This window comes from Aquimarina amphilecti, from assembly GCF_900109375.1.
In the GTDB taxonomy this organism is placed as follows: domain Bacteria; phylum Bacteroidota; class Bacteroidia; order Flavobacteriales; family Flavobacteriaceae; genus Aquimarina; species Aquimarina amphilecti.
Genome location: NZ_FOAB01000004.1, coordinates 200,869 through 217,891 on the forward strand (window position 1 = coordinate 200,869; position 17,023 = coordinate 217,891).

The 17,023-nt window shown below is 31.6% G+C and carries 21 protein-coding genes; 6 read left to right on the forward strand and 15 right to left on the reverse strand.

Annotated elements, in window-relative coordinates:
* Nucleotides 1-3 precede the first annotated feature (3 nt).
* A complete protein-coding gene (locus BMY33_RS11550) occupies nt 4-303 on the forward strand; it encodes a hypothetical protein (RefSeq protein ID WP_091408518.1) in 300 nt (99 codons plus the stop codon).
* Between the two features lie 85 nt (nt 304-388).
* On the opposite strand, the gene BMY33_RS11555 is transcribed toward BMY33_RS11550, so the two are convergent.
* From BMY33_RS11555 to BMY33_RS11585, 7 genes are all read right to left on the reverse strand, one after another.
* Complete coding sequence (locus BMY33_RS11555; RefSeq protein WP_091408520.1) at nt 389-808, reverse strand: DUF2141 domain-containing protein; 420 nt, start codon at nt 806-808, stop codon at nt 389-391.
* A 135-nt stretch (nt 809-943) separates the two neighbouring features.
* The gene (locus BMY33_RS11560; RefSeq protein ID WP_091409455.1) at nt 944-2,275 is read right to left on the reverse strand and encodes a DUF58 domain-containing protein; all 1,332 of its coding nucleotides are present in this window, start codon (nt 2,273-2,275) and stop codon (nt 944-946) included.
* Nucleotides 2,276-2,280: 5 nt separating this feature from the next.
* Nucleotides 2,281-3,372, reverse strand: a complete 1,092-nt coding sequence (locus BMY33_RS11565) for an AAA family ATPase (RefSeq protein ID WP_091408522.1) — start codon at nt 3,370-3,372, stop codon at nt 2,281-2,283.
* Nucleotides 3,373-3,420: 48 nt separating this feature from the next.
* On the reverse strand, nt 3,421-4,635 hold the full coding sequence (locus tag BMY33_RS11570) for a DUF4350 domain-containing protein (RefSeq protein WP_091408525.1): 1,215 nt from the start codon (nt 4,633-4,635) through the stop codon (nt 3,421-3,423).
* 1 nt (nt 4,636) lies between these two features.
* Nucleotides 4,637-5,389, reverse strand: coding sequence for a DUF4129 domain-containing protein (locus tag BMY33_RS11575; RefSeq protein WP_091408527.1), 753 nt, complete (start codon nt 5,387-5,389; stop codon nt 4,637-4,639).
* Nucleotide 5,390: 1 nt separating this feature from the next.
* On the reverse strand, nt 5,391-6,278 hold the full coding sequence (locus BMY33_RS11580) for a hypothetical protein (RefSeq protein WP_091408529.1): 888 nt from the start codon (nt 6,276-6,278) through the stop codon (nt 5,391-5,393).
* Nucleotides 6,268-7,239, reverse strand: a complete 972-nt coding sequence (locus tag BMY33_RS11585) for a stage II sporulation protein M (RefSeq protein ID WP_091408531.1) — start codon at nt 7,237-7,239, stop codon at nt 6,268-6,270. Before BMY33_RS11585 ends, BMY33_RS11580 begins: the two co-directional genes overlap by 11 nt.
* Nucleotides 7,240-7,275: 36 nt before the next feature.
* Between BMY33_RS11585 and BMY33_RS11590 the strand changes: the two genes are divergently transcribed.
* Entirely contained in the window at nt 7,276-7,989 is a 714-nt protein-coding gene (locus tag BMY33_RS11590; RefSeq protein WP_091408534.1) for an RDD family protein, read from the forward strand.
* A gap of 78 nt (nt 7,990-8,067) precedes the next feature.
* The gene (locus BMY33_RS23465; RefSeq protein ID WP_170837063.1) at nt 8,068-8,229 is read left to right on the forward strand and encodes a hypothetical protein; all 162 of its coding nucleotides are present in this window, start codon (nt 8,068-8,070) and stop codon (nt 8,227-8,229) included.
* Nucleotides 8,230-8,277: 48 nt separating this feature from the next.
* Here the strand turns inward: BMY33_RS23465 and BMY33_RS11595 are convergent, their stop codons facing one another.
* Nucleotides 8,278-9,036 carry a peptidylprolyl isomerase gene (locus BMY33_RS11595; protein WP_091408537.1) on the reverse strand — a complete coding sequence of 253 codons (759 nt, stop codon included), beginning with the start codon at nt 9,034-9,036 and terminating at the stop codon, nt 8,278-8,280.
* Here BMY33_RS11595 and BMY33_RS11600 point away from each other — a divergent pair.
* Nucleotides 9,030-9,674: an NUDIX hydrolase gene (locus tag BMY33_RS11600; RefSeq protein WP_091408540.1), complete on the forward strand. Its 645-nt coding sequence runs from the start codon at nt 9,030-9,032 to the stop codon at nt 9,672-9,674. The genes BMY33_RS11595 and BMY33_RS11600 overlap by 7 nt on opposite strands.
* A 167-nt stretch (nt 9,675-9,841) precedes the next feature.
* On the forward strand, nt 9,842-10,645 hold the full coding sequence (locus tag BMY33_RS11605) for a lysophospholipid acyltransferase family protein (protein ID WP_091408542.1): 804 nt from the start codon (nt 9,842-9,844) through the stop codon (nt 10,643-10,645).
* Nucleotides 10,646-10,763: 118 nt separating this feature from the next.
* Here the strand turns inward: BMY33_RS11605 and BMY33_RS11610 are convergent, their stop codons facing one another.
* Nucleotides 10,764-11,183 carry a hypothetical protein gene (locus BMY33_RS11610; protein ID WP_091408545.1) on the reverse strand — a complete coding sequence of 140 codons (420 nt, stop codon included), beginning with the start codon at nt 11,181-11,183 and terminating at the stop codon, nt 10,764-10,766.
* 562 nt (nt 11,184-11,745) lie between these two features.
* Between BMY33_RS11610 and BMY33_RS11615 the strand changes: the two genes are divergently transcribed.
* A complete protein-coding gene (locus BMY33_RS11615) occupies nt 11,746-13,161 on the forward strand; it encodes a lactonase family protein (protein ID WP_091408548.1) in 1,416 nt (471 codons plus the stop codon).
* Nucleotides 13,162-13,261: 100 nt separating this feature from the next.
* On the opposite strand, the gene BMY33_RS11620 is transcribed toward BMY33_RS11615, so the two are convergent.
* From BMY33_RS11620 to BMY33_RS11630, 6 genes are all read right to left on the reverse strand, one after another.
* Entirely contained in the window at nt 13,262-13,444 is a 183-nt protein-coding gene (locus BMY33_RS11620; RefSeq protein ID WP_091408551.1) for a hypothetical protein, read from the reverse strand.
* 126 nt (nt 13,445-13,570) lie between these two features.
* A complete protein-coding gene (locus tag BMY33_RS23270; protein ID WP_139195641.1) occupies nt 13,571-13,771 on the reverse strand; it encodes a hypothetical protein in 201 nt (66 codons plus the stop codon).
* Between the two features lie 68 nt (nt 13,772-13,839).
* Nucleotides 13,840-13,992 carry a hypothetical protein gene (locus BMY33_RS23470; RefSeq protein ID WP_170837064.1) on the reverse strand — a complete coding sequence of 51 codons (153 nt, stop codon included), beginning with the start codon at nt 13,990-13,992 and terminating at the stop codon, nt 13,840-13,842.
* Nucleotides 13,993-14,196: 204 nt separating this feature from the next.
* Nucleotides 14,197-14,367 carry a hypothetical protein gene (locus BMY33_RS23475; protein WP_170837065.1) on the reverse strand — a complete coding sequence of 57 codons (171 nt, stop codon included), beginning with the start codon at nt 14,365-14,367 and terminating at the stop codon, nt 14,197-14,199.
* A gap of 144 nt (nt 14,368-14,511) precedes the next feature.
* Nucleotides 14,512-16,134, reverse strand: coding sequence for an AraC family transcriptional regulator (locus BMY33_RS11625; RefSeq protein WP_091408553.1), 1,623 nt, complete (start codon nt 16,132-16,134; stop codon nt 14,512-14,514).
* A 124-nt stretch (nt 16,135-16,258) separates the two neighbouring features.
* Nucleotides 16,259-17,014 carry a LytR/AlgR family response regulator transcription factor gene (locus tag BMY33_RS11630; RefSeq protein WP_091408556.1) on the reverse strand — a complete coding sequence of 252 codons (756 nt, stop codon included), beginning with the start codon at nt 17,012-17,014 and terminating at the stop codon, nt 16,259-16,261.
* Nucleotides 17,015-17,023 lie beyond the last annotated feature (9 nt).

The window sequence follows — 17,023 nt, forward strand, 5'->3', positions numbered from 1 at the left end:
CAAATGAAAATAGTAAGTAAATCTTTAGTGATATTGGGATTAAGTATTGGAGCTTTATTAACTTCTTGTTCAGAGGAAGAAATTTTAGAAGATCTTACAGGAGGTTGTATCGCTATTAATGCAATTGAAAATTATAGTGCTGCACTAGAGCGATATGGAAATGATCCTAGTGTAGAAAATTGTGAATCTTTAAAAGCTGCATCGATAGCATATTTGAGTGCATTGGACGATTGTCCACTTATTGAAGATGCTGACTTGGAAGAAGCATTGAGAGATGCTAGTGAAACAAATTGTGAAGATTAATATTTAGTAGTTACTATATAAAAGGGTTCTACTTATATTATAAAGTAAAACCCTTTTTTTGATTGATGAATATGTTATTTAGATATTAGAATCTAATTTCTAGTTCTAAATCTTCGTTACCTACTTCAAATTTTGCATCGCTCCACATTGGTGGCCCGTAGCTCATATTGTTATTAGATACACCATAACTTTCTTTTGGCATTCCGTTTTCTTCAAAATCCATTCTTTCATTGCTATTAGCATCGTGTACACAGGAGATACCATATTCTCCAGCAGGAATGTTGGTAAAGGTTATTTTGGCTACACCATTTTTTATTTCGCCTTTTGTTGATTTAATCGGAGCAGCTTTCATAAAAGTAGCTTCATCATATAATCCAAAAAGTACGGCACCATCAGAGCTCGATACATTAGGTACGGTTACTGTGATTGAGATACCTTTAGTGTCTTGAGCATTAGTTACAAAGTGTATGGCTGTCAATGCTAAAAATAATACTAGAGTTTTCATAAGAGTTTAGTTTTTTGATTTTTATTATTTCGTTTTGATGGTTCAAAAGTCTATAAATCTTGGATACTCTTATAAAGTATATCACCCAATTGTAGAATTTAATGGATGAAATGTAAATAGTGTTTGATTGAGTAATTATAAAAGCCCTCTAGCTTTGATCTCTAAATATTTATTAATGGTGTTTACAGTTAAATCTTCTGGTGATGTCAAAACCGTTTGGATACCATGCCTTTGTAGTTCTTTTACCATGATTTTTTTATCGTATGCAAATTGTTGTGCAATAGTTTGATCATAGATAGCTTGGATATCTTCCGCATTCTGGTGTATCAATTGATGTAATTCGGTATTTTCAAAGAAAATGACTACCAATAAATGTTTTTTTGCTAATGCTTGTAAATAAGGAAGTTGTCTTTTTAATGCCGAAATATGTTCAAAGTTGGTGTAGAATAAAAGTAAGCTACGATGATTGATTTGTCTTTTTACGTGGGTGTATAATAATCCAAAATCCGAATCTAGAAACTGTGTTTTAATATTGTATAAGGTTTCAGATACATTATTAATATATGTTTTCTTTCTACTTGCCGGTAAAAAGTTGCTAACTGAATTGGAGAAAGTAAGCATTCCTACTTTATCATTTTTTTTAAGAGCGATGTTAGAAAAAGCTAATGTGCTATTGACTGCATAATCCAATAGACTTAACTCTTTAAAAGGCATTTTCATTACTCGACTCTCATCAATTATAGAATATATTGGTTGTGATTTTTCATCCTGAAATTGATTGATCATTAGATTTCCATGCTTTGCAGTTGCTTTCCAATTGATCGTTCTTACATCATCACCAACTACATATTCTTTAATCTGTTCAAACTCCATTGTATGACCAATGCGTCTTATTTTTTTAAGTCCAAATTGAGTCAATTTGTTGTCAATAGCTAAAAAATCATACTTTTTCATTTGTATAAAGGAAGGGTATACCTTTACCATAGCAGATTTATCAAAGCTATATCTTTTTTTGACCAAATTGATTTTAGTCATAGTGTACACGTGTAGATGACCAAAAATATATTCACCTCTTTTAACCGGTCTTAACGAATACTCAAAATCTAAAGTTGATTTTGGAGGTATTACTCCAGTTTTTAGAAAGTCACGTTTTTGAAATTGGATAGGGATCTCATCTATTATTTCTGTATATGTTGTAAACGCATAGTTACTTTTAACTCGTACAGGTATTGCATTAAGATCACTATTAGAAAATTTTTCGGGCAACAACCTACTTGCTTCAATACCTTTTTTTATGTTAAATAAAATAACAATATCAAATAAAAAGGTAACTACTAATCCCCATAATAATAACCAAGCTATTGGATACAATACATTGAACCAATAAGATGCTAAAAAAAGCACGGATAGTATAGCGAGGATATAAAATACTCGCGAACTTAGATATAAGGATTTGTAAAATTTGATCACAATTAACGAGGTATTTCTACTGATTGGATAATCATTTCAATAACATCTTCTGTAGTCATTCCCTCCATTTCTCGTTCTGGGGATAATATAATACGGTGTCGTAAAACTGGATACAGGGATTTTTTAATATCCTCTGGAGTTACAAAATCTCTACCATTAATTGCGGCAAATGCCTTGGAAGCATTCATTACAGCTATAGAAGCACGTGGCGAACCCCCAAGATAGAGGTGAGGATGTGTTCTGGTTTTAGTAACAATTTCTGCAATATATCCTATGATCTTTTCTTCAATAATAACCTCTTGTGTTTTTTTCTTGTATTCTGCAAGTTTTTCAGGAGTCATTACGGAATTAACCATTTCTAATGGTTTTAGTGTCTTTCTTTCGTGATGTGTTTTTAGAATATTTACTTCTTCCTCTAATGAAGGATAATCTACTTTTATTTTAAACAAAAAACGATCTAATTGTGCTTCAGGTAGCGCATAAGTTCCCTCTTGTTCGATAGGATTCTGTGTTGCTAATACCATAAATGGCGGTTCCATAACATATCTAATGCCATCAATAGTGACTTGACGTTCTTCCATCACTTCGAACAAAGCAGCTTGAGTTTTTGCAGGTGCACGATTGATCTCATCAATTAAAACCATGTTAGAAAATATAGGCCCTTTCTTAAACTCAAAATCACTAGTTTTCATATTGAGTACTGAAGTTCCTAATACATCACTAGGCATTAAATCTGGAGTAAATTGAATTCTATTAAAATTAGTTTCTAAGGTTTTTGCAAATAACTTAGCAGTTACTGTTTTAGCAATTCCCGGCACTCCTTCGATAAGAACATGACCATTGGATAATAGAGAAACGATTAGTAATTCAATAAAATCCTGTTGACCAATAATTACTTTAGCAAGTTCAGATTTTAGTTTTTCTACTGCTTGTTGTAATTCGCTAAGATCAATACGATTCTCAAAGCTGATTTTTTCTGAAGCAGCTTCTGTAGAAACAGTATCCTCTTGCGAAGCTTTCACAGGAGTGGTATCCTCGGCAGCTTTTTGAGCATCATTTGCTAAAGCATCATTTTGTAACTCTTCGTTTTCCATATGATTTTATTTATTCTCTTTTAAGAGTATTTTTTTATATCGTTTTAATTATGATTTACTTTTAAATTCGCTAATCATATTATATAGTCGCATTAATTCCTCTTTTGTTATCAATTTTTTTCTACTAAGTTCTTCAAAGTATGTAAATAACGTTTTGGTATCTTCATAATCGTTATTACTTCTTGCAGAAATGTCTAACAAGGTTTTTTCATCTAAAGTATTTGTAGGTATTCTTAGATCATGATGAACATAATCTAAGAAAAGAAGATTTTGTTTTTCTACAATTTCTTTATGCTTTTCCTTCTCAAAATACATTGCACTAATCGTTCTAGTAAACGCTAATGTCTGATTTTTAAGAGGTGTTATAATTGGGATACTTCTTTGTTTTCTTTTTCCTTCAAAAATCACAAAAAGTAACACTCCAATCAGTAAGATGTAATAAGCCCATTTTAAGTATCTATTTTGTAATAAGAAAAACAAAGGAGAGCTATAGAATGTTTTTCCTGATTTGTAATGATTGTCCCAAAGAATATCTTTTTTAAAGTCAATATAGCTCAATAAATTTTGGGTATATTCATAATTGTTATCGGTTAACATAAAATAGTTTCCAAAGGCTTCCGGAAAGGAGTGTAGCAGTATTTCACCTTCTCCAAAAGGTTGCTTTATATAGTTCAGTTTTGGATCTTTAATTTGTAATGTATCATTGTATAATTGAGTAAGTCCCAGAACTGTTGTGTTTGTAGTGTCTATCTCACTAAAATAAGGATTGTATGTATCACGGTCATAATGATATGGTTTGTCTACTTTTAGGTTTTTGTTCACTAATTCTACCATTGGTTGTGTAGAAATATCATCTAAGAATACTAAGTTGTCTGTTTTAATAGATAAAGTGTCTAATAGTTTATCACTAATAGATTTTGATGATACAAATAATGTATTTCCTTTCTCTACCCAATTTAATATTCTGTCTAACTCAGCTTCATCAAAATTGATAGATCCATTTACAAAAAAATATGTCCCACTAATCGTATCATTGTCTAATAAAAACTCATAAGGAGGTTGATTTATATCCTTTAATATACTTTTATTAAAAGTCTCTTTAATCATATTATAGGAGACAAATGTCCCTAGCGGAATTTTATCTGTTTTAGCGTAACTAGGAAACCAATTAATAGGTTCTGGTTCACTAGCTTCCAAAAAAGTAAGAAGACCTATTAAGGCAATAATTACAATAATGAATATTTTAGTCTTTTTAGTTAACAAATTAGGATCTTATACTATTAGTAATCGATTTAAATTTTTGTTCTGCTTGTTCAAACGATGTTTGGTTAATATCAAAACTTCCGTACCAAATAAAGTCATATAGTCTTGTGATATTCTGAAATTTATTTTTTAATGAATTATCAGTTAGTTCCTTTAAATAATCGGTATTTGTTTTTTGCGACTCCCAGTTTATTAATTCGTTTTCGGATAATTGTTTAAGTACAGATAGATAATAATACCGGATAGCTAATCTATAGTTATTAGTTTTCAAAGCTTGTTGGATTAATTGTTCTATATTTTGATTTTGGATGATATCTTCATCCTCTGTAAGTATAATTTGAGGCGCCTCTTGTTTTTCAAAAAGCATATCTCTTGGGTTTACTCTCATAAATAACCAACCTAACAAAAATAATACACCTATAATAACTAAATAAGGTAAAAGTTTGAATAAAACAGCCCAGAAACCAGTTACTTCTCCTACACCAAATACCCATTGTAGAAACCGACTCCATAGTTGTCCAACCCAGCGTTTAAATTGCGTCCAAATATTATCGGGCTCTTCATATTCTGTATAGTTGAAATCTTCCTCATTTCTTAGCTCTTTAATTTTATCAGCATTAAACTCTCTAATTTCTTTACTAGAGTCTAAATCATAAATAATCTCTTCTGCCTGTTCTATAGACGTACTGTCCTGAATCTTAGCAGAAATAGAAAAAGGTATTATAAAAAGAAGAAAGTAGCTTAGTTGTTTCAAGTTATTCGGTTTTACCTAAAGAATCAATCTGTTCTAATGTTCCTGTATGATGCTTTCTTTCGTTTAGATTAAAGTAAATGAAAGCAGTAGAAATTGCAGTAAAGAGATAGATAATAATATATTGAAGAACAGATGCGATTGTGTTTAATAAAATGAAAACCCAATCAAACATACTAGAAGGATCCGAGAAACTGCCTTCTGATGCAGCGGTAAAGGTTTTAAAGAATGTATACATAATGGCAGGGATAGAAAATACCATACTTATTACGTAAGATAACAGCCCAATAACAAGAAGCGTAGCAAAAGTTATCCACCATTCATTTTTTACTAATTCAAAACTTTCGCTAATAGTATCAAAAACTGCAGATTTTCTAAAAACTAAAATAGGGAAAATAAGACTTAATGGCACGTATAAATATATTCCAGGGATCACACACAGCATAAATCCTACAAGTAACATTATAGAAGAAAGAATAGAAAGCCCTATGATACTTCCTAAATCTTTTTTCACTCCGTCGATAACATTTTGTTGTAACACTACTCCTTGATTATCTGTATATTCTTTTATGTAATGTAGAACGGTACCAAAAACTAATCCATAAAAGATTAGAATGCTAATTATCATTACAAAAGCTGATATTAAAAAAGATCCAGAATTAAACATGTTTAGATTACCAGCGCCTCCACCAAGGGCAAAAGGATCCATGAAATTAGAAGTTGCATGGGTGTAATATGCAATAGATAAAAGAAGGATAACCAAAACGATTCCTGTTGTCTTAAATAAGACGGAAAATAGAGGTTTAAAATTGGTTCTTAAAAACACAAAAACATCGGTTAGAATATCACCTAATTCTCTTTTCTTCTTAAATTCAATATAATTATTGTTCATCTGTAGAAATTGATTTTTTATATAATTGTCTAGGGTAGATTACGTAATAAAACAAAATTAAGCCTAAAGAAGTTGCGATTATAAAAATTGCTAACCAATCTGGCATTTCAGTATGTCGGGTTACAAAGCCTTCTAAAAAGCCTGCAATGATAAAAAATGGAACGGTACTTATTACAATTTTTAACCCTGCTTTTATTCCTCTTACAAAAGAGGTAAGTCTGGTATAAGTTTTTGGGAATAAAATAGAATTACCGACTACCAGTCCGGCACATCCAGCTATAATAATAACAGAAATTTCTATGGTTCCATGTATCCAAATAGTTCTAGCACTCTCCCAAAGAAGTCCTTTTTCGTAGAAAAAGTATTGAAAAGAACCTAACATAATGAAGTTTTGCATTAACATATAGATCGTTCCAATGCCTAAAAGGATACCAAGAATAAAACAGTTTAGAGCTACTCTTATGTTATTAATGGTGATACCTAAGAACATATCAGTTTCTTCCATTTTCTTATAAACCGCCATTGGATCCCCATTTTCGATATTTTCTAATGTCATATTAACATAGCCGTCACCCAATATTGATCTTACAAATGCGCCATCAGTTGCGGAAGAATAAACACCAATCGCTGTAAAAAGGGCCGAAATCAAAAAGGCAATAAGGAGTTGTCGTTGATAGTTGTAAAATTCTAAAGGAAACTCTTTAACCCAAAAAGAATAAAATCGATTCTTTTTTTCTTTTTTAGTCTTATAAATTTTTTGATGAGCGTTAGAAGCTAATCCGTTTAAGTAGTTAAATGTTTGACTACTAGGGTAAAAGGTTCTTGCGTAACTTAGGTGATCGGTGATCTCAATATATAAACTAGAGAGTTCATCTGGAGTAATTTGCGCATTATTAAGCAGAACACTTTCAAATTTTAACCATTTATCTTTATTTTGCTTCACAAAAGCCGCCTCACGCATGGATCAAAAATTAGGAGCTTCAAAGAAACATAATTAATGGATAATTTTCAAATAGAAACAGCTCAAAATGTGAGTATACAGCAAAATACTGCTGGAATAGGGGAACGAATCTTAGCATATTTAGTAGACTTGTTAATAATCATCGCCTATTTTATTGTTGTAATCTTAATTGTAGCCGCTTTAGATTTAGGAATGGCAGATGAATGGGCATTCTGGATGGTAATTGGTCTTCCCCCTTTTCTTTATTATCTATTATGGGAAACTTTCTGGGATGGAAGAACTCCCGGAAAAGCAACAATGAAGATACGAGTTGTGCGTCTAGATGGATCTCGACCAGCTTTTTCTGGTTATTTGATAAGATGGTTATTACGATTGATAGATATTACGTTAGCTTCTGGAGGAATAGCAGTTGTGGCGATTTTATTTAAAGGAACTGGTCAAAGGCTAGGAGATATGGCCGCAGGAACTACAGTAATTAGTGAAAAACAAAAGGTGAAATTTCATCAAACTATTTTAGTCGATATTCCAGATGATTATAAACCATTATATCCGCAGGTAACTGTATTTGATGATAGTGAGATGCGCAAAATTAAAGGTATCTACCAAGATGCAAAAAGAAATGGGAATCATAACGTTATTCTGCAGCTTTCTAATAAGGTAAGCAGTATTATGCAAGTTACTCCACAAGAAAAACCCATCCAATTTATATCTAAGGTATTGGAGGATTACAATTATTATACCCAGAAATAGAATATTTATCTATTCTTTTTAGGGTAACAATTTTTTGGGATGATTGATATATTGATATAAATCATAAAATCAAATATCATGAAGTCAAAGAATTTTAAGCACTTAGAATTACGTAAAGAAACTATTTCAAGGTTAAAAGGAGGATTAGCACATCCTATGGGACCGTATAAAGAGCGCGTGAAGCATGCAGTAGGTACTCGTAATACCTGTCAGTGTGAAACAATAGCTGACCCTTGCTAAACTATTGATAATAGCTGTCTGTAGGATGATGATTTTATAGGCAGCTATTTATCTAATCACCTCTGCTTTTATGAATATATTTTCTTTGGGCCATTCACTACCATCTACAGGAACATTAGAGATTTTATCTGCCACGCCCATACCTTTTACAACTTTTCCAAAAATTGTATGTTCTCCATTTAAATGAGGAGCTCCTTCTTTGGCGATTACAATAAAAAACTCATAAGGCGTAGAACGATTAGAAGGGTTGTTAACCCATTGTTTGGATAAAGCTACTGATCCTCGGTTATGTTTAAGACCTTTTATTGGTTCTTGAGGTAATGTGTAATCCCCAATGTCATGACGCTTTTGAGCCATTTGAGTACGATCACTATTTCCACCCTGAATAACAAAACCTTTTGCCACTCTGTAAAAGAAAGTCTCATCAAAATACTTTTGTTTAACTAGATAAATAAAGTTAGCGCGATGCATAGGAGATTCTTTATAAAGTTTAATGTGGATATCTCCAAATTTTGTACTTATACGAACTAGAGTTTCAGGATTTTCTTTACCATATTGTAATAAGAACTCCTTCATATTAGAGTTAGTAAGTTTAAATGGTTCTTCATCTAAAGCCTTAGCAGTCTCAATTTTTTCTGTTTTTTTCTTTTTTAGTGAATCTTTCTGATTGATAGTACTTTCCTTAGAAATGTCGTTTTCATTTTCCACAACAGACTGTTTAGTTTTTTTAGATTGTGTATCTTCACAACTATAGAAGATAAAAAGACTAGCAAAACCTAATACTAAAATTACTCGGGTAAATGACATTCGAAACATTTAAAAAATTAATTTCAAAAATACAGAAAATGTCGGTGCCTGGAGAATCTTCTCATTTTATTATGGCTCCAGAAATAAGAAAACAAGAGCTTTATAAAATTAAGATAGAGGAGAGAAATCCAAGAAATGCAGCGGTTATGATGCTTTTTTACCCTAAAGAAGGTATAACACATTTAGCATTAATTCTACGCCCAACATATGAAGGAGTACATTCTGGACAAGTGGCCTTACCCGGTGGTAAGGTAGAAGAGTTTGATAAAAACTATGAAGAAGCTGCATTACGTGAAACTAGAGAGGAAATAGGGGTAAATTCTGATTTAATCGAAGTTTTAAAACAGTTGACCAAAGTATATATACCTCCATCTAATTTTTGGGTCCATCCGTTCATGGGAGTTTCCAACGAATTACCAAATTTCATAAAACAAGAAGAAGAAGTAGCTGAAATAATAGAGGTACCTATATCTCAATTGTTAGATGAAAGTAATGTAATTTCTAAAAAATTGTCAACTTCTTATGCGGAAAATATCGAAGTACCTTCCTTTGAATTAAATGGTTACGTTGTTTGGGGTGCTACAGCGATGATGCTTAGTGAACTTAAAATGTTTATAAAATCTGCGTTAGAGCGATGATTTTGTATATTTGGCTCCCATTTTCTTCTTAATATTTAGAAGAATTTAACTGAATTGTTATCTATTATTTAATTAATTGTATTTAGTTTTAAGTATAACTAACTGATAATCAGAAGCGGTAAGTTTTCCGCTTGAAAATAATAGATGCTAATAAACTAAAATTATTTATGGGATTATTTAAAAGAAATCCTTTTGGACATATATTATTCCTGAAAAAATGGCTTATTAGAATTATGGGATCTATGACGCATCGTCGTTATAGAGGTTTTAATGAATTACAAATAGAGGGAAGTGAAATTTTTAAAGAACTTCCTGATAATAATGTACTATTTGTTTCTAATCATCAAACCTATTTTGCGGATGTAGTGGCCATGTTCCACGTTTTCAATGCTAGTTTAAGTGGTCGTACGGATTCAATAAAAAATATTGGGTATTTATGGAAACCAAAACTTAATCTTTATTATGTAGCCGCTAAAGAAACTATGAACGCAGGTTTACTTGCAAGAATATTAGCATATGCAGGCGCTATTACTGTAGAAAGAACTTGGAGAGATAAGGGTCAGGATGTCAATCGTCAGGTAAAGATGAGTGATATTACTAATATAAAAAGAGCCTTAGAAGATGGTTGGGTAATTACATTTCCGCAGGGAACTACTAAACCATTTAAACCAATTCGTAAAGGAACTGCTCATATTATTAGGCAATATAAGCCTATAGTAATCCCAATAGTAATTGACGGTTTTAGAAGATCTTTTGATAAAAAAGGTATTAGAATCAAAAAACGGGGTATTCTTCAATCAATGGTTATTAAAGAACCACTGCAATTTGATTACGAGAATGATACTGTAGACGATATTGTTAGTAAATTAGAATTTGCTATTGAGCAACATTCTTCTTTTCTTAAAGTAATTCCGCAAGAAGAATTAGATGCAGAAGAAGAATTGAATAAGAAAAGGCAGTGGGAATATTAGATTCTGTTTTTAAATTTCCAATTTGATGAAAAATTCTAGAATTAAGATTTAAAATCAATAACTAAGGTTCTAAAGCTGGTTCTTAATTAATATTTGATCAGTTGTTTTTTTACATTATTTATAGAGTAAGTTCTACATCTCCTGAAACTAAACTTACGTGACAACAATCAGTACTAACAATATAATCACTGCTAATAACTTGTTGATCATTAATAAATCCTCTAAACTGAATTTGTTGCTCTTGATTTACTCCAAGAACATTATCTTCTATTAATAGGTATCGTCCAGATTGGAATGTTTGTTCCTGTTCTGTTGGAGACAGTGAAACAGTAATGTTTTCCCCATTCTCTAGGTTAATCACTTCGTAGGAGTCTAGAATAACAGGTTTTTGATCCTGATCAGTTATTGATATTGAAATCCTAACCAAAACTAATGTGCAAATTGCCTCTTCGCAATTATCAGTATCATTACAAGACATATGTACATTCGTTAATAATAAAGATATTACGATAACGATTAATTTGAATGGTTTGTTCATTGTCTTTTGCTTTTTTATAAGATGTGAAAAATTGAAATGGTTGCGCAAAATTTTAGAACTACTTAGAATATTAAGACTTAAAAAGAAGAATTTCTATTTGATTGTATTAAAATCTTTTTTATTCTAAGTATTAGTATGTTTTGAAGGTGAATTGATAGTGACTTATGTTAGCTAGCTAACATTCCTAAGAAAACTTATTTGTTAAAGATATCTAACATAAATGTTAATGTTATTTTAAAAACTATAGATTTTACAATTCTTGTGTAAATATTTTATTCTTAATTAAGATTTTGATTTTTAAGGTTTTACGTGTTTTGTTGTTACCTTTTTAATTTCTTTTTATGTTCGATAGACTCTTTTAGACTTGTAAGTACGGAAAGTATAAAGCGTACCAAATATCAGTCAAGAAACTTAAAAATTAAAATACTTCATTTCTTGATTTTGCATTGTATTCGGCCGAATAAAGGTGTGTAAAAGCAATTAATCATTGTCTTGTTTTATGAAAAGGCAATGTGCAAAGTTTGACGTAAACATAAACTCAAAACTCAAAAAAAGAAACAAAATGAAAAATCTAAAATTTAGCTTATATATACTATTGGCCTCAACATTAATATTCACTTCGTGTAACGATGATGATAATTTCGTTCCGGATGGGGGAGAAGAAACTAATAATTTTGTAGGAGCGGTATACGCAATGACAAATGGAGAAGGACAGGTAGATGGGGTAGAACAGGGACCTAATACTATTGTAACTTATGGTAGAAATGTAGATGGGACACTTACGCCGATAGGACCCGTTGCTACAGGAGGAAATGGTGGTGATTTTGATGGAGGAGAAGGATTAGATCCTTTAATCTCAGCATATGCAATTACCAAAACAAGAGATAATGCATTTGTTTTAGCAGTAAACGCAGGTAGTAATACAATTTCTGCATTGCCAGTAAACGATGATTTCTCTTTAGGAAATCCTGTCCTTCAGACAACTTCCGCCCAAGGTCCAAATAGTATAGATTCTTATCCTGCTCCAGAAAGTATGACAGGAGTAAATAGTTTGGTTTTAGTAACCAATATTACGCGCTCAGAGTTTTTGGATGGAGGAGAGCCAATGCATAGAGGTACTTTAGATTCTTTTTGGTTATTAGATGATGGAACTTTTCAATCTGCTGGAGCTTCTGTTAATCTAGATAACAGACCATCTTGTGTGTATATTGCTCCTGGTGGAGCGTATGCGATCGTTGCTTCTATTAATGCAGGAGCTGCTGGTTTAGATGTAGGTGCTACAGATAATTTAGGAACAGGAAGTACTGCAGTGGGTAATCAAGACGAAGTAGTTTTATTTGGTATTAATGGAGGTTCACTTACTAGATTAGATGGTGCTACTTCTACTTTACGAGGAAATGCAGAGCAAAGGAACCTTCCTTCAGCAATTGGGTCTCAAATTGTTAGAGGAACAGATGGAGAATTATACGCAGTTGTTACCGAAGCTAGAGAATTTCAATATAATGGAGCACCACCAGCATTCCCAGCTTTACAAGATGGTTCTGTTTCTACGTGGAGAATTGATGGAGATCAACTTGTAGATGTTAACTTAGATGTTCGATCAGGTGAAGGAAATACAGGAAGAACAGCTTGTTGGTTAGATTTTACGTCAGATGAAAATACATTTTTTGTGTCAAATGCTATAGAAGCTGGATTGGCATCCTTTAGCTTTACTAATGGTGTCGTAACCTTGTTAGATCAAACAGCTGCTCAAGGTGTGGGAGCTACAGGTAATACTACAGATCCAGGAGCTGCATTCGGAACTACAGAAGGATGGATTGATATGTGGATTTCTGATGATGGAGCTTTCTTATACCAGTTATATGGATTAGATGGTACTATTGGAATCTTTGGAGTTAATGGACAAACGCTTACCCCAATAGGAGAAGAGTCAGGAAATCTTCCGGATACGAATACACAAGGAATTGTAGCGATATAGAAGAATAATTGTAGTTTTATTTATTATTATTTACCGAAAAAGCCTGGAAGTTATTTGACTCCAGGCTTTTTTTATTACAACTTATAAATATTTATAATATTTACATGATTTGACAATATCCCCAATGACAAAAGAATTCTTCATATTCAAAACCAGGAATTCCATTTAGAGCACTACAATCTGAATGACTACGACATTGCATGCCTGTGTTACCTCCATTAATAGTTTTTTGCTCTTTTTTATTTAAAACCTGAGCTCCTTTTAGTTGCATTAATTTTTTCATTTTGTTAGAAATTAAGTGATTTTAGTTTAATAGCAAACATTTTAAGACAGTTGCAGTTTTCTGTCTATTCTCGATTAGAGTTTATGAACTTTTCATTTGCCTTATTTTAAAAGAGATATAGAGTGTTTAGGTAAATGAGCATATAGAGAGAGTGATAATGTTTCCGTTGATGATTTTCTCTACCCCACAACTTCCAGAACAACAATCACTATCATCTATACATCTTCTTGCTATGTTCTGACAACCATATGTACCTCCGTGGATTGATTTTTGACGCTCTTTTTTAAGAATAGTAACTCCGTTTAAGTTTAAGATTTTGTGAATCATTTTGCGTTATTTTTAAATTAGAAATACGATGAAAAAATCCCGAGAAGAACTCTCGGGAGAAATAATATTTAATCAATTTGCTCAAAACAATGTCCGAAAGAACAACTTCCGCTACAAAGTCTAAGACATAGATCTCCGTAATACGTTCCGGCTTTAATCGTTTGTTGTTCTTTTTTGTTCAATTGAGATACTCCTTTTAAGTTTAAAATATTATTAAGCATAATGATTTGTTTTAACTACCTACTCTATATTAAGGTTTTCGGTTGCCCCTTGATCAAAATGTACGGCTATCTGTATTTTGATGCTGATACTAAAGTAAACCGTGATCAGAGGAATTAAAAAGGAAGGTTGACTATTTTAAACAAAATAGCCATAAAAAAACCCTGCATATTGGCAGGGTGATTAGTGTACAAAAAAAAGTAATACTATTTAATACCTAAAGCGCAAATATTCCAAGGTTCTCCATCTAAATTGATAATGTCTGTTGGTAACGTAGTTCCACTAGATCCTCCTTCTATTTTTCGCATGGTATCTATGTTAATCCTTGCTATTGTTAACTTTTTTAGTTTGATTTTTTGTGTTCCGTCTTTTTTCATTTTATGATTGTTTAATTGTTAGTTAAGTCTTTTTTCAGTTTTCTGAGAATGACTTGCAATAAAAAATGTATTTCATAGAAATATATTTGATTTCAAGGATTTGTAATAATAACACATGGCTAAATTGTTTAAAATAGCCATAGGTTACACCTTAATTTCTGATGCTTCAAATTGCTTATCAAGACTTTTGATATAATAAGACGGATTGATACCTGTTTTTGCTTTAAAATGCTTTACTAACGAATAACTACTCTTGTATCCAATCTCTGTAGCGATCGATTGAATGGCATATGATCGAAATTTTTTATCATCTTTTAATCTGTTGAGCACATACTCAATTCTAAGGTCATTGATATACTCTGTAAAGTTTTTTTCTTTGTGTGTGTTGATTGTTTTAGATAAATATGTAGCATTGGTTTTTAGCTTTTTTGCCATGGATCGTAGATTGCAGTCCGATCGTAGAAAATACTCCTGCATTTCTAGTTTTTCTAATCCTTTGATGATTTCATTGACCTTCTGATCATCAATAGTGATTTCTTTTTTTAATTCTTCCTTGTGAATTGGATTTTGTTTGCTAGCTTCTAAAATATCGATTTCTTGCATTAACTTGTGAAATATCGTTTTGTTGGATCGTAGCTTTCTAAAATATAAGAAGACACTACAAATTAATGCTATTGCGGTACCTAAAAGAATCCAGAATATTCGATTTTTTGCTTGCCTCTCTTCTGTTTGTTTTGCTTCTAGGATTATTATTTCTTGTTCAAGTTTATTAGTTTCTTTTTGATGAATGATATCCACCGTTTGGTCTTTATCTTTTAGATAGTATTCATTTAATGCTGTATATTTAGTATTCCAAAGCATTGCCTCCTTATAGTCGCCCTTTTGGTTGTAACAGTTGACTAATAATAAATGTGATCTGATTGCAGGAGGTTTAAACTTATCACTCTCTTCAAAGGAATTTATACTATTTAGTAATACATTAATTGCTTTATCATAGGACTGTTTTTGATAATAACAATTCGCAATAAAATAATTAGTTCTAATAGTTGGATAAGATTTGTTGTTAATTTGTTTGTTATTAAGTATTTCTTTCGCCTCAAACAAATATTCTAAAGATTTGTTATACTCTTTTTGGTAATAGAAGACCATCCCTTTCTTGATTAAAAGGTCTACATACAATTCATCTAGTTTAAGAGACTTACTCATCTCGACACCTTGTTTGGCATAGTGTAATACGGAGTCATATTGCTCTGCATCTAGATATATATCACTAAGAGTAGTTAAGAATCTAACATGATTTTCTTTATTATGGTAGGTGGTACTTGGGATAGCTTTTAGAGAACGCAGTGCAATTTTTTTTGCTTTGGTATTTTGATTCATTCTTGAAAGAACAATAATAAGCCCAGAATTGACTATGATTTCATTTTTTACATTCCCTGTTTTTTCAATAATATCGAGGGCATTATAGTAATTTTCTAAAGCTTCTTTATTTTTTCCATTCCTACAATATATATGCCCTTTCATTATATTAGAGATGCATACTAGTGAAGCATTATTCAATTTTTTTGCTGTAGTTTCTAGCTTGTTATAGGTTGCGATGCTTTTTTCATATTCTTCTGTCTTGTAGAATATCATTCCTTGTTTTTCCAACTCCTTAAGATCATTGGTGTCATATTCTTGAGCAGAAATATTGAAAGAATTTAGCCAGAAAAAAAACAAAGAAAAAATAAGGTACTTACCTAATAAAGGGTTACTGTAAATTGTCATTCTGATAGATGTGTATGTCTAAAAGTAAGCAATACTTTTGTTTTCTAGAATATTATCTATCATTGAGAGTTAAACAGAGCAGATTTATATTATCCTAATTTCAAAAATGAAGACTATTTTTTACTTACTCCAACCAATCCTTAAAATCTTTTACACGTTCTCGTGCTACAATGATTTCTTGCTCACTAAAATGATTCAACTTGATTTGTAATCTAGAATTGGTATAAGAGATAATGTCTTTTATCGCATTTATATTTATATAGAATTTGCGATTCACTCTATAAAATTGTTGTGGATTCAATTCGTCTTCAAGAGATTCTAATGTAGTATCGATAAGGTAGTTTCTATTTTCTTTAGTATGGAGATATGTTCCTTTGTTTTCTGAATAAAAACATTCAATATCCTCTACAGAAAAGATTTTAAGATGCTGACCGACACGAGCGGTAAAACGTTTTTTATATACACGATCTATTGGGTTGACTAGTAGTTTCTTAATATCTTCAAAATCTACTTGGATAGATTGACCTGGTGATATCTGATCTTTGTACTTTTTTACAGCAGCTTCTAATTCTTCATCATCAATTGGCTTTAGTAGGTAATCAATGCTATTTAGCTTAAAGGCTTTTAACGCATATTCATCATAGGCAGTTGTAAAAATAATCGAACTTTTAATTGTAATAGCATCAAAAATTTCGAACGATAAACCATCACTTAATTGGATATCTAAAAATATCAAATCAGGATGTTCATTATTACTAAACCATTCAATAGACTCACTTACAGAATGAAGCATTGTATCGATCTTAATATCTAGATCATCTAGCATGCGCCCTAATCTCCTAGCAGCTGGTTTTTCGTCTTCGATTATTATTACATTCATAGTTTGGTT

Coding starts and splice junctions, on each gene's coding strand:
- BMY33_RS11550 (WP_091408518.1), top strand. CDS start 4: ATGAAAATAGTAAGTAAATCTTTAGTGATATTGGGATTAAGTATTGGA.
- BMY33_RS11555 (WP_091408520.1), bottom strand. CDS start 808: ATGAAAACTCTAGTATTATTTTTAGCATTGACAGCCATACACTTTGTA.
- BMY33_RS11565 (WP_091408522.1), bottom strand. CDS start 3,372: ATGGAAAACGAAGAGTTACAAAATGATGCTTTAGCAAATGATGCTCAA.
- BMY33_RS11580 (WP_091408529.1), bottom strand. CDS start 6,278: ATGAACAATAATTATATTGAATTTAAGAAGAAAAGAGAATTAGGTGAT.
- BMY33_RS11585 (WP_091408531.1), bottom strand. CDS start 7,239: ATGCGTGAGGCGGCTTTTGTGAAGCAAAATAAAGATAAATGGTTAAAA.
- BMY33_RS11590 (WP_091408534.1), top strand. CDS start 7,276: ATGGATAATTTTCAAATAGAAACAGCTCAAAATGTGAGTATACAGCAA.
- BMY33_RS23465 (WP_170837063.1), top strand. CDS start 8,068: ATGAAGTCAAAGAATTTTAAGCACTTAGAATTACGTAAAGAAACTATT.
- BMY33_RS11600 (WP_091408540.1), top strand. CDS start 9,030: ATGACATTCGAAACATTTAAAAAATTAATTTCAAAAATACAGAAAATG.
- BMY33_RS11595 (WP_091408537.1), bottom strand. CDS start 9,036: ATGTCATTTACCCGAGTAATTTTAGTATTAGGTTTTGCTAGTCTTTTT.
- BMY33_RS11605 (WP_091408542.1), top strand. CDS start 9,842: ATGGGATTATTTAAAAGAAATCCTTTTGGACATATATTATTCCTGAAA.
- BMY33_RS11610 (WP_091408545.1), bottom strand. CDS start 11,183: ATGAACAAACCATTCAAATTAATCGTTATCGTAATATCTTTATTATTA.
- BMY33_RS11615 (WP_091408548.1), top strand. CDS start 11,746: ATGAAAAATCTAAAATTTAGCTTATATATACTATTGGCCTCAACATTA.
- BMY33_RS11620 (WP_091408551.1), bottom strand. CDS start 13,444: ATGAAAAAATTAATGCAACTAAAAGGAGCTCAGGTTTTAAATAAAAAA.
- BMY33_RS23270 (WP_139195641.1), bottom strand. CDS start 13,771: ATGATTCACAAAATCTTAAACTTAAACGGAGTTACTATTCTTAAAAAA.
- BMY33_RS23470 (WP_170837064.1), bottom strand. CDS start 13,992: ATGCTTAATAATATTTTAAACTTAAAAGGAGTATCTCAATTGAACAAA.
- BMY33_RS23475 (WP_170837065.1), bottom strand. CDS start 14,367: ATGAAAAAAGACGGAACACAAAAAATCAAACTAAAAAAGTTAACAATA.
- BMY33_RS11625 (WP_091408553.1), bottom strand. CDS start 16,134: ATGACAATTTACAGTAACCCTTTATTAGGTAAGTACCTTATTTTTTCT.
- BMY33_RS11630 (WP_091408556.1), bottom strand. CDS start 17,014: ATGAATGTAATAATAATCGAAGACGAAAAACCAGCTGCTAGGAGATTA.